Here is a 12,361-nt window from a genome sequence, read left to right as displayed (position 1 = left end):
TTTTCAAGGTTCAGTGCCTAGCGATTTTGGCTTTTGTTTTGTTGCCGTATCGCGTTGACTTGTATATAATACCATGTGACCTGCATTATGTCAACACCTTTTTTGTTACTTTTTTAACATTTTTTCGTGATACACGTGGCTCAGTATTCAAAAGAAGCATCATGTATACACGCTTTAAAGCATCTGAAATTTCTTCAAAAAATCTCAAAAAAGTTAAAATTTCTACCGAAAAACGGTAAAATCTGCGTAAATTTCTCCAAAAAAATCGAGCTGACGCAAGAATTTTTTTCTCTCGTCAGCTCTTTTTTTATTGTACTAATACTATTCTATTTTACTTCAATCGGCAGCTTAATCAGCTTCTGCTGCTCGCCGCTGTTATCCAGCATCACAAAAATTTCTTCTGCATTACCGGTTTCCCAATCAGCTTTAAACAATTCAATCGGATAAAGCTTGTGAATTTGGCGCCAGCTGCTGAATTTATACGCAGGAATATATCGGCGTACCTTCTCTTCATCGCGCCAAAAAGCAGAAACCGCTTCAAAAATTTCTTCCGTCTGCCACTTCAGCCACTCCGGACGCCACTGCGGTATCTCGCAGAATACGTCAAAACGCAGAATCTCCAGTAATTCCGCTTGCTGCCCGGCATAATTTTCTTCTATAAATTGCTTTAGGATTGCCGCTACACCCTTGGCATTGTGCGTCTGCGGATAAAATCCTGCCTTCACCCACCACTGCGTCAGCTTTCTGTAAAAGGCAAAGGCTGTCATGCCGGAAGCACGCAGCAATGCCCTCAGCGTATATTTAAAGCCACCGCTGTTGGCTGTCTGGTCCAGAATATTATCCAAGTGCTTCAAATACAGCATATCCTCATATGGCATATACTTAGTCGCCAAAATCTCATAAGGCGGTTCGTCCATATAACGCAAATCATGCTGCTCTGTTTCCCTGCGCATCTGCGTACCCGGCAGAACCTTCAAAAAGCCCAGCTGCAGCATATCCGCACCCAAACCGTAAACATCATCAAAGGATTTGGCAAATGTCGGCAAATCTTCATAAGGTAAGCCTGCAATCAAATCAACATGGATATGCATATTACCGAAGGACAGCAGACGTTTGACATTAGCAGACAGCTTTTCCCAGTTATCCTGCCTGTTGATAGCTTTTAATGTTGGCTGATGCGTGCTCTGAATACCGATTTCCAACTGAAAGCGTCCCTTCGGAACAGTCGCCAGAAAATCCATAACGTGCTCTGACAGTATATCGGCCTTAATTTCAAAGTGGAAAGTTGCATTTGTATCAGCCTGTGCTAAATGCTCCATCATCGGCAGAAAGTATTTTTCGTCCAGATTGTAAGTACGGTCTACGAACTTCACCAACGGCACGCCTGCAGCAATAAATCGGTCCAAATCGCGCAGCACAAGCTCCAGCGGACGCTTGCGCACAGAGCGCGATATGCCGGACAGGCAATACGCGCAATTAAACGGGCAGCCACGCGTGCATTCGTAATAAACTATTTTATGCTCTGCCAGCATTTTTTCCAGATCAGGATACGGGAACGGCAGCAGTGACATATCATCTATTACGGTAATGCCTCCATTCAGGTTCACCTGCTCCCCTTCGCGATACGCAATATGCTGAGGGACAGAGCCACCACCAGCCAAATACTCCAGCAGCTCGCTGAATACCAGCTCACCCTCTCCCTGCACGATATAGTCTGCCTGCGGCAGCTCCGTAAAAATTCTCTCCGCGTCAAACGCTACCTCAGGTCCGCCAATAACGATTGCTGCTTGCGGACGCAGTTTGCGCAGCATGCGAATAAGCTTGAATACGAATGGCTTGTTCCAGATATGTACCGAAAAGCCGTAGACCTGTGCCGGTACTGCCATTATTTTTTCCAGCACCGCCAGAATTGGGGTATTGATTGTTTCTTCTATTAATGTTACCTCATGCCCCTGCGCTTTAGCATATTCGCCGACATAGCGCAGACCAAGGCCGGTATGGATATATTTACTGTTAATTGCGCTTAATACTACTTGCATTTCTTTGCTCCTCAAATTTTTAACCACAAATACAGAAAAAGCTCTACAACCGAAATTGTAGAGCCTAAATTTACTGGTGCCGAAGGCCGGACTCGAACCGGCACGAGCGTGAACCCGCTTGATTTTGAGTCAAGTGCGTCTGCCAATTCCGCCACTTCGGCATAAGTTCCAATCACTCGGAACAATAACAATTATACTCGTTTCTTAAAGCTTTGTCAATAGCCTTATTTTAAATTTCTTATAGAGTGGTTACTTTCCCAACAGCGCCTTCAGCTCCTTGAGCTTAGCAGCAAACTTCTGCAGCGTTACCGTTACAGGCTGCGGCGTATTCAAATCCACGCCGGCGTTCTTCAGGATGTTCAGCGAATAATCGCTTCCGCCCGCATGCAGGAAGCCCAGATATTTTTCCACCGCTCCCGCTTCGCCGCTTAAAATTGCACTGGCGAAGGCTGTCGCTGCACTGTAGCCTGTTGCGTACTTGTACACATAAAACGGCGTATAGAAGTGCGGGATACGGGACCATTCGCTTGCCAATTCCTTGTCCACTGTCAGCGCCGGGCCATAGTAATCCCTATTGCTCTGCAGCCAGTATTCCTCCAGCTTTTCAGCCTGCAGTGAACGGCCTGCGGTAATTTCTCCGTGAATATATCTTTCGAATTCGGCAAACTGCACCTGTCTGTAGACCGTTGTGCGTACTGCCTCCAGGAACTGGTTCAGAAGATAAATCTTCTGCTCTGCCGTAGCATGCTTCAAGGTATGCTCCAGCAGCAGGTTTTCATTTGTAGTGGACGCAACCTCCGCGCAGAAAATTGTATATTCCGAATTGACGTAGCTTTGTGCCTGACTACTGAAGTAGCTGTGCATAGCATGGCCCATTTCGTGCGCGATGGTAGAAATGCTGTTATAACGCGGCTGATAATTGAGCAACACAAAGGGATGCACGCCGTATACGCCCCAGGAATACGCACCGGAGCGCTTGCCCTTATTTTCATATACGTCAATCCAGCCTTCTGTCATGCCTTTATGCAGCGCCGCAAGATATTCCTTGCCCAAGGGAGCAAGTGCTTCCTCAACCTTGGTGCAGGCCTCCGTAAAGCTGCAGGCAAAGCTGTCACCCGCAGTGGAAATAGGCATATACATGTCATAGTAATGGAATTCATCTACGCCCAGCACGTCCTTTTTTAATTGGATATATTCATGCAGCGGCGCAAAATTATCATGCACAGTATCAATCAGTCCGTCGTAGAGGCTGGACGGAATATTATCCTCTGCCAACGCTGCTTCCAGTGTATCTTTATAGTTATGCACGGTAGCATAAAAATAACCGGTGCGTGCAGAGCCTGTGAGTGTTGCTGCCAACGTATTGCGGTATTGATGATAGGTATTCATCAGGCCGGTAAAAGAATTTTTACGCAGTACACGGTCAGGAGAGGTCATATTCAGCAGATAGCAGCCTTCGCTGACGCTAGTCTTGTTGCCCTGTCCGTCGGTAATTTCCGGGAACTGCATATCGGCACTCACAAGTGCGCGGAAGGCCGCTGCTGCAGTACCTGTTGCCAAATGGCTTTGCGCAAAAACAGCCTCTTTATCTGCAGACAAAACATGGTCTGATAAACGAACCATATTTTCAATATAAAAACGGTATTCTGCCAATGCAGGCTCTTCGTCCAGCATCTGCAACAGCTTTTCCTTGCCTAAGGCCAGCATTTCCGGCTCTACAAAAGCGTTAGCGTTACTGAAGGCTGCTGCCATACCTTCGGCCTCGCCTGCGAGCGCCTGCAGCTTCTGGTCCGTATTATCCGCATCCTGCTGCAAGCGTGCGTAAGCGTAAATCTTATCCAGCAGCTTTGCCAACTCTTCCTGCAGCTTTAAGGCAGCACACACTGCGGCTGCAGTATTCAGTTGACCCTGCATAGCCTGCAGCTGCGGCAGCTTGCTTTTATATTCTTCGCAGGCCGCCTGCCAATCATTTTCACTGGCATATATATCGCTTACCTGCCATTTGCAGGCTGCCGGAATCTGCTCTCTGGCAACATTGCTGCCATGAAGCGGAGTAGTATTTTTTTCTTCTGTCATTATTAATCAGCTCCTTATAAAACTGCTTATTTAGGCCACAGGCTGGGGTTGCCGTATTTGGCATCCAGCTCATCACTGAACCAGCGTCCGTTCAGCACATTATGAATGATATAATTTTTGCTTTGCTCATTGATGCTCTTGTCATTAGCCATCTCTGCCAAAATACCGGCATAGCTTACTCTGCTGTTGATACTGCTGATGCGTGCATGCTGACGGTTGGCATCCCATACAAGCTCCGGACGGTAGGTGGGATTCCATGCCTGCCACGTTGTTCCCAAAGCCGGAGTATTAGGATTACCGGTACGCACAAAGGCCGCAATCGAAGCAATAAATGCTTTGCTCAATTCTTTGGAGCCCGCCTGCTCAAAGGCATCGGTATTTTTGGTATAGCCGTAGCCCTGATCCGTCAGGAAGGGCTGGAAGATGCCATGCAACGCACCGTTACGCACCATATATTCCTTGCCGACAACGTCAGCAGTATGAGCAAAGGCAAAGCTGCAGACATACATATCGGCCTTATAATGCGGATACAAAACCTCAGCAGACTGCTGGCCGTTGAAGAAGCCATACAAAGCACTGCCGTATTTATTGGCAAATTTAAATTCACTCGTAGTCTTATAATCGTTGTTGATTAAGCCAAGACGATCCTTAAAGAAAGGATCACGTGCAGCAAAGGAGCTGAACTCGTCAGCACTTGCCAGCATCAGCAGCGGTACGCTGTAGTAATGCTTCGTAGCAAAGCCTTCTACCGGCAGCACCTCTCCATCGCCGTAAAGATGCGGAAATGCGCTCATGCGGATGACAGCGCCTGCCATCACCGGCGCCAGACGCTCTGCCGGCATTGCCTGCAGATATTGACGCACGGCCTTTTTATCCTTGCCGTTGTCACTAAGCAGCCAGTTTTCGGCGTTAATCAGATTATTTTGCTTACCATCCTCTACCACCATCGGGGCTAATTTCTGCGCGATAGTTTTCTTGCTCTTGTCAGCATCGGCAACAGTCAGACCGCCGCTAAAGGAAATAGCCTTATCAAATTTATTTTTGAAAACAGGCGAAATCAGCATCGCCATAACATCACGTCCGCCGGCAGAAAAACCGGAAACAGTAATATTCTTGGCGTCACCGCCGAACTCCTTGATATTTTCGCGTACCCAGTCCAAGGCTGCAGCCTGGTCAAGGAAGCCGAAGTTACCGCTCTGTTCCTTCTTGTTGCCATCTGCCAGAGCAGGCAGATTATTAAAGCCAAAAAGTCCCAGGCGATACTGTACGGAAACATAAACCATGTTGCCTTCCTGCGCCAGCTTGTTGCCCTCCATCAGATGGCTGTTGCTGGCCTGATTATTGCCGCCGTGGATATAAACTAATACCGGCAGATTCTTTTCCTGCGTATCCGGGCGCACAATATCAAGCGTCAGCATGCCCTCCTGACCGAGCACCTTTTTACCGTTATATTGGATATTCGCCGGTGCAGCCTTGGTGCAGTCCAAAATTCCCTTATGCTTCTTTGCCTGCTGCGCCTCACGCCAACGGTCAGCGCCCGTCGGCTGCTGCGCATACGGAACACCCAGCCATTGCACTACCTGATGCTTGTCGTCATAAACACCGGCAACAACACCCTGCTGGGTTTTTACTTCATTATTAAAATTTGCAGCCTCAGCCGCAGTTGTAAAAACGCTTGCCGCCAGCAGCGAAGCAAGCAGATATTGCATCTTTTTCATCTGTATCATTGACTCCCTCATAGAAATTTATTAAACACTTACTTCTCTATTATAAAGAAATGCTGCCCACTTGACAAGGCTGTGCGAAAAAAGAGGCTGCCTTCTCAGCAGCCTCAAATAACTAATATGATTGACTTTTTCAAATTACCTTAGCAGCGTAAAGAGCGCACAGGGTTTTGGCATCATACAGCTCGCCGTCCGCAACCATGCGACGCAGCTCTTCGGGAGTAAAGGCCTGCACGCCGATGAATTCGTCCTCATCGGTATGCTGGGCAAACTTTTGCAGTCCCCAGGCCTTATATAAATGGATAATTTCATCAGAAAATCCCGGCGTAGTTGCAATGCTGATCAGCTTCTCCCAATGCTCTGCGTCATAGCCTGTTTCCTCGCTCAGCTCACGCTTTGCGCATTCCAATGTGTCCTCCTCCGGACCATGGTCAAGCTTACCTGCGGGAATTTCCCACAACAATGTACCAAGCGGATAACGGCACTGCTTTACCAGCACCACGCTTCCGTCAGCCAGCACTGGTACAATCGCCACTGCGCCCGGATGACGGATATATTCACGCGTTGTATCATTACCGTTCGGTAGCGTTACGTGGTCGCGCTGCACCTTCAGCAGGCGGCCGCTAAAGACCTCCTCATTGCTTCCCGGTACATATATTTCATCTAAAGCCGCCTCATGAAATTTTTTCAGCATCATCTTACCTCATTTCTCCTGCAGTCGCTTTAAGCTGCTTTTTATCTGCTCCGCACCCTGCAGCAGCTCGGTAGCACTTTCAAAGGCTGCCCTGCTGGCAGTTGCGCCTGCCGTCATGCGCACCAGCTCCTGCAGACGTCCGTTATAATCAAGCGTTGTCAGCTGCGTTACCGTGCGTCCGTCAGCACTTTGCTTCTCAATATGAATATGATTATCCGCAAAGGCAGCAATCTGCGACAGATGCGTAATACACAGCACCTGACCGACACTGGAAATAGCAGCAATTTTTTCCGCCATCTTCTGCGCCGTAACACCGCCGACACCGGTATCAATCTCGTCGAATACCATCGTAGCAACATCGCCGCTGTTCATCAGCACAGTCTTAACCGCCAAAGCAATACGGCTCAGCTCGCCGCCGCTCGCTACCTTTTCCAGGTCATTCAGCGGTTCGCCCATATTTGCACTGAAAATAAATTTCAGCTCATCACGGCCAAGCGGCATAAACTTATCCAGCTGACCGCACTTAATCTGCAGTACACCGTTAGGCATTGCCAAATCGCGGATATGCTGCGTAATGCGCTGCGCCAACGCCTTGGCGCTGGCTTCACGCAACTGCGTCAGCACTGCGGCAGCACGTCCTAAACGCACAACCGCTTCCGCTACCGCCTTCTGTGCCTGCTCTAAGAGCTTTGCAATCTGCTGCAGCTGCTCCAGCTTTTCCTGCGTCTGCTGCAGATATTCCAATGCCGACTGCGTACTGCCACCGTACTTCTTCTGCAGGCGGTAAATAATATCAAGACGCTGCTGCACCTGTGCCGCACGTTCACCGTTAAACTCACTGCCTGCCATATATTCGCTCAGCTCCGTGCGGCAATCGTCCAAGCTGATCCAAGCGCTGTCGGCACACTCTGCAAGCGATGCCAGACGGCTGTCGTAGCGTGCCGCATACTGCAGCTGGTCGCGCACTCGCGCCAGACGCGAAAGAATTGCGTCCTCCTCATCAAGCTGCTGATATGAGCTGTCAACAGCCTTCATAATGCGCTCACTGTTCTGCAGCAGGCGTGCCTCCGCTTCCAGACCATCTTCCTCGCCCGGCTTCAAGGCAGCGTCCGAAATCTCCTTGATTTCCCAAGCGTAACGGTCCAGCAGCAAATCCTGCTGCTCATTTTCCTGCTCCAGGCTGCTCAAATGCTTTACCGCAGCAGTATACTCGCTGTAAAGCTGCTTATACTCCTGCAGTGCCTGCGCCAGCTTCAGACCGCCAAAAGAATCCGTCAGATGCAGCGGCGCATCCGGCTTCAGCAAAGCCTGGTTTTCGTGCTGGCCGTGAATATCAACCAAACGTGCACCGATAGCCTTCAGCACAGCCAAAGGCACCTGCACGCCGTTGATAAAAGCACGGCTCTTGCCTGCAGCACTTATCTGACGCTTCAGAAATAAATCCTCCTCCGGCTCCAGACCGTGCTCCGTCAGCAGCGCTTTAAGCTCCTGCTGCCCGCTCACGTCAAAAACAGCCTGCACCCACAGGCCATCCGTACCACTGCGCACGTAATCAGCAGAAGAACGCCCGCCAAGCACCATGCCAAAGGCATCAATCAGAATAGATTTACCGGCACCGGTTTCGCCTGTAAAAACATTGAAGCCGGTGGTAAAATCAGAATGCGCGTCCTCTAACAGTGCAAAATTGTGAACATGCAATGATTGCAGCATAATCCCTTGCCTCGCTTATCTGTAATCCTTGAAGCGTTCCAGCAGAGTGATTACAGCTTCTTTATTTGGCAGAGCAATGAAAACGGTGTCATCACCGGCAATAGAGCCAAGAATCTCCGGCCATTTCATATAGTCTACGGCAAAGGCAACAGCCTGCGCTGTGCCCGGCAGCGTGCGGATTACCACCATGCTGTCGGAAGCACGTACACTTACGATAGAATCGTTGAAGGTACGCTCCAGACGCTCCATGGTCAGCATCGAGCTGTGCTCCTTCGGATAAGCATAGTGATAATGTCCGTTGGCATCCGGCACCTTGACCAGCATAAGCTCCTTGATATCACGCGAAACCGTAGCCTGCGTAACATCAATGCCCTGATGACGTAAAGCGGAAGCCAAATCCTCCTGCGTTTCAATTTTATTGTTGTCAATAATCTCTTTAATTTTAGCGTGTCTGGTCATTTTCATAGTCAATCACCTCTAATAGCAAAATATTTCTATATATCTATCCTGATGAAGTATACGGTACCTTATCGTGCGCCGCCTATAAATTGCGCATTAATTTTTGTTGCCAAGTCTGATAATAATCGCGTCGCGTAAGTCTTACAAACTTCATCTCATAAGGCGATTTGGCGATATGCACACTGGTATCGTTAGGCACCTCGATAACATTTTCGCCGTCAGCCGAAAGCAGCATTTCCTCACTGCCGGGAATCGGCCTGAGCTCTATTGTTTCCGACATAGGAATAACAAGCGCTCTGTTCGTCAGCGAATGTGCGCAGACAGGAGTAATGACGCTGACATCAAGCTCCGGCATAACAAGCGGTCCGCCTGCAGACAGTGAATATGCCGTAGAACCTGTTGCCGTTGCTATAATCAAGCCATCTGCTGCGTATTTACCTGATAAACGTCCGTTAATAAAAAGCATCATATGCGCCAGCTTGCTGAACATGCCCTTAGCCAAAACTAAATCGTTGAGCGCATGCGCCGTAGCAAGCAGCTTATCGCCACAGATAACTCTGGCCTGCAGCAGACTGCGGCTTTCCAGCGTATAGTTGCCCTGTGCCAGACGGCTGATAGCCTTATACATACCCTGCAAATCAATCTCTGCCAAAAATCCCAGCTTGCCGAAGTTGATACCGAAGGCAGGCACATTGAGCGGTGCAAGGTGGCGCGCCATCTGTAGCAGTGTACCGTCACCGCCGAGGCTGACACCATAGTCCAGCGTTTTCAGCGTCTGCGGCTCACTTTTATTGTAGCTGCTTACGCCATACTGCTGCGCCACATCCACAGGCAACACCGGTTCAAGCCCCCAGTCCTTGCAGAGCTGAATAAATTCCGGCAGAGCAATGCAGACGTTTTCTTTACCAAGGTTGGGGAAAATCCCTAAACGTTTTTTTTGCATCTCATGCCTCTGTCTTTTCTGCTTTCTTATCTAAGTCGCCATGACTGCGGCCTACAAGCTGTGCTACCTGCTCGCTGCTTACGGCATCGTCGTCACCCAGCGTCAGGTGCAGCAGATATTCAATATTGCCCTCCGGTCCCTTGATAGGAGAAAAATCCAATCCGGCAATGCCGAAGCCTTCACCCTTGGCGAAGCTGATGACGTTATTGATAACCTGCTCGTGCACGGCAGCATCACGCACAACGCCCTTCTTGCCGACATTTTCCTTGCCTGCTTCGAACTGCGGCTTGATTAAAGCCACTACAAAGCCTTCGGGCTTGAGGATTTTGTGTACCGCCGGCAAAATTTTATCCAGCGAAATAAAGGCTACGTCGATAGTTGCAGCATCCACCTGCTCGGGCAGGCTGTCTGCTTCCAGATAACGCACGTTGGTGCGCTCCATGTTCACTACACGCTCATCGTTGCGCAGCTTCCACGCCAGCTGACCGTAGCCTACGTCAATCGCATACACCTTTGCCGCACCGTTCTGCAGCGCGCAGTCGGTGAAACCGCCGGTAGAAGCACCGATATCAGCTACAACCTTGCCGTCTACGCTGATGGGGAAAATCTGCAAAGCCTTCTCCAGCTTCAAACCGCCGCGGCTTACATAGGGCAGCTTGTTACCCAGCAGACGGATAGTAACCTCCGGTGCCACCGGTGTACCCGGTTTATCTATTTTCTGTTCATTGACCAATACCTGTCCTGCCATAACCGCAGCCTGCGCCTTGGCACGGCTTTCAAACATACCGCGGTTAACTAACAGAACATCAAGTCTTTCTTTTTTCACTCTTCTTCACCCTTTACAAATGCTGCAGCCTTGGCAGCAATGGTTGGCGTATCCAGTCCCAAATCACGGAACAGCAGCTTTTTGTCGCCATGCATAACAAATTCGTCAGGAATGCCGAAGCAACGTACTTCACACTGCTCCAACAGTTTATTTTCATTAAGCTCTTCAAGAATTGCGCTGCCGACACCGCCTGCCAGTACGCCTTCTTCCAGAGTAATAATCTTGCCGTAGCTTTGCGCATGCTCACGCAAGAGTTCAACATCCAGCGGTTTGGCAAAACGCATATTCACAACACCTGCGCTGATTCCCTGCGCTTCCAGCAGCTCCGCTGCATCAAGAGCAGTCTGCACCATGCTGCCAATCGCCCAGAAGCAGACATCCTTGCCTGTACGCAGCACCTCTGCCTTACCAATCGGCAAATCCTGCCACTGCGTATCCAGCGCAACGCCCACACCGCTGCCGCGCGGATAACGCACGGAAACAGGTCCGTCAAAATCCAGCGCTGTTTTCAGCATGTGCTGCAGTTCATTCTCATCCTTTGGCGCCATAATGGTCATGTTGGGAATGCTGCGCAGATAAGCGTAGTCAAAAACGCCATGATGCGTATAGCCGTCATCACCGACAAGACCGGCACGGTCCAGACACAGCGTTACGTGCAGCTTCTGCATGCAGATATCGTGCATGATGGAGTCATAAGCACGCTGCATGAAGGTAGAATAAATTGCTGCCACAGGCTTCATTCCGGCAGCAGCCATACCTGCAGCCGCAGTAACCGCATGTTGCTCGGCAATACCTACGTCAAAGAAATGGTCCTTGTGCGCCTCGGCAAAAATATTCAAGCCGGTGCCATCAGGCATTGCAGCCGTAATGCCAACAATTTTATCGTCGGTATCAGCCAGCTTGCTCAAGGTTTTACCAAAAACCTCGGTATAGCTTACGGGTGCATTCGGATTAGTAATCTTTTTGCCGGTAGCAATATCAAAGGGGCCTGTACCGTGGAACTTGTTGGGGCTTTCTTCCGCAGGCTTGTAGCCCTTGCCCTTTTTCGTCAGCACGTGTACCATAACCGGTCCGTCAATCTTTTTGGCAGCCTGCAGTACATCCAGCAGGCCATCCAGATCATGTCCGTCAACCGGTCCCAAATAAGTAAAGCCAAGCTCTTCAAAAATAGATGTCGGCACCATCAGGTACTTTACGCTGCCTTTCAGGCGGCGGATAGCCTTCAGCACATCACTGCCGAATTCCATATTTTTGAGCCAGCCCTCAATATCATTTTTAATTTTGTTATAGGTTTCGCCTGTACGCAGCTGGTACAGATATTCACTCATCGCGCCCACATTTTTGGAAATAGACATTTCGTTATCGTTGAGCACGACAATCATATTCTTATGCAGCATACCGGCATTGTTCAGCGCTTCGAAAGCCATACCGCCGGTCATAGATCCGTCACCGATAACGGCTACGACATTATAGTCCTCGCCCTGCAGGTCGCGGGCGCAGGCCATGCCCAATGCCGCAGAAATAGACGTACTGGAATGACCGGTACCGAAAGCATCATGCTCGCTTTCGCTGCGTTTGGGGAAGCCGGAAAGACCGCCGTATTGACGCAGCGTAGGAAATTGCTCCCTGCGTCCGGTGATAATTTTATGGATATAGGCCTGATGACCTACGTCGAAAATAATCTTATCTTCCGGCGTATTGAAAACCTTATGCAAGGCCAAAGTCAGCTCTACTACGCCCAGGTTCGGCGCCAGATGGCCGCCGGTGTGCGAAATAACACTGATTAAAAGCTGTCTGATTTCCTTAGCCAGCTGCTCCAGCTGCGGCACGGAAAGCTTTTTGACATCAGCCGGTGAATTAATTTTATCTAAAAATTTATTCTCTGCCATA

The 12,361-nt window shown here is 49.5% G+C and carries 10 protein-coding genes and 1 tRNA gene; 1 reads left to right on the top strand and 10 read right to left on the bottom strand.

Annotated features, from left to right (window positions below; genetic code table 11):
* The coding region (locus tag Q7Q81_RS10070; RefSeq protein ID WP_304275822.1) for a hypothetical protein at window positions 1-239 on the top strand (239 nt) is incomplete at its 5' end.
* Between the two features lie 87 nt (window positions 240-326).
* Here Q7Q81_RS10070 and Q7Q81_RS10065 read toward each other — a convergent pair.
* From Q7Q81_RS10065 to dxs, 10 genes are all read right to left on the bottom strand, one after another.
* Window positions 327-2,039, bottom strand: a complete 1,713-nt coding sequence (locus Q7Q81_RS10065; protein WP_304275819.1) for a B12-binding domain-containing radical SAM protein — start codon at window positions 2,037-2,039, stop codon at window positions 327-329.
* A 74-nt stretch (window positions 2,040-2,113) separates the two neighbouring features.
* Window positions 2,114-2,200 (bottom strand) — tRNA-Leu (locus Q7Q81_RS10060).
* An 88-nt stretch (window positions 2,201-2,288) separates the two neighbouring features.
* Window positions 2,289-4,115 carry an oligoendopeptidase F gene (gene pepF / locus Q7Q81_RS10055; protein WP_304275816.1) on the bottom strand — a complete coding sequence of 609 codons (1,827 nt, stop codon included), beginning with the start codon at window positions 4,113-4,115 and terminating at the stop codon, window positions 2,289-2,291.
* A gap of 26 nt (window positions 4,116-4,141) precedes the next feature.
* Window positions 4,142-5,833: a carboxylesterase family protein gene (locus tag Q7Q81_RS10050; RefSeq protein ID WP_304275815.1), complete on the bottom strand. Its 1,692-nt coding sequence runs from the start codon at window positions 5,831-5,833 to the stop codon at window positions 4,142-4,144.
* 139 nt (window positions 5,834-5,972) lie between these two features.
* Window positions 5,973-6,533: an NUDIX domain-containing protein gene (locus Q7Q81_RS10045; RefSeq protein WP_368502133.1), complete on the bottom strand. Its 561-nt coding sequence runs from the start codon at window positions 6,531-6,533 to the stop codon at window positions 5,973-5,975.
* A 9-nt stretch (window positions 6,534-6,542) separates the two neighbouring features.
* Window positions 6,543-8,243 carry a DNA repair protein RecN gene (gene recN / locus Q7Q81_RS10040; protein ID WP_304275808.1) on the bottom strand — a complete coding sequence of 567 codons (1,701 nt, stop codon included), beginning with the start codon at window positions 8,241-8,243 and terminating at the stop codon, window positions 6,543-6,545.
* A gap of 15 nt (window positions 8,244-8,258) precedes the next feature.
* Window positions 8,259-8,708: an arginine repressor gene (gene argR / locus Q7Q81_RS10035; RefSeq protein WP_021719906.1), complete on the bottom strand. Its 450-nt coding sequence runs from the start codon at window positions 8,706-8,708 to the stop codon at window positions 8,259-8,261.
* A gap of 76 nt (window positions 8,709-8,784) precedes the next feature.
* A complete protein-coding gene (locus tag Q7Q81_RS10030) occupies window positions 8,785-9,645 on the bottom strand; it encodes an NAD(+)/NADH kinase (RefSeq protein ID WP_304095871.1) in 861 nt (286 codons plus the stop codon).
* Between the two features lies 1 nt (window position 9,646).
* Window positions 9,647-10,471 carry a TlyA family RNA methyltransferase gene (locus Q7Q81_RS10025; RefSeq protein WP_210684375.1) on the bottom strand — a complete coding sequence of 275 codons (825 nt, stop codon included), beginning with the start codon at window positions 10,469-10,471 and terminating at the stop codon, window positions 9,647-9,649.
* On the bottom strand, window positions 10,468-12,360 hold the full coding sequence (gene dxs, locus Q7Q81_RS10020; RefSeq protein ID WP_304275806.1) for a 1-deoxy-D-xylulose-5-phosphate synthase: 1,893 nt from the start codon (window positions 12,358-12,360) through the stop codon (window positions 10,468-10,470). Before dxs ends, Q7Q81_RS10025 begins: the two co-directional genes overlap by 4 nt.
* Window position 12,361: the final 1 nt, after the last annotated feature.

It is taken from the genome of Phascolarctobacterium succinatutens, from assembly GCF_958453765.1.
Lineage (GTDB): Bacteria > Bacillota > Negativicutes > Acidaminococcales > Acidaminococcaceae > Phascolarctobacterium_A > Phascolarctobacterium_A succinatutens_B.
The sequence above is the reverse complement of the archived record's forward strand: the minus strand, read 5'-3'. Positions and strand labels throughout refer to the sequence as shown.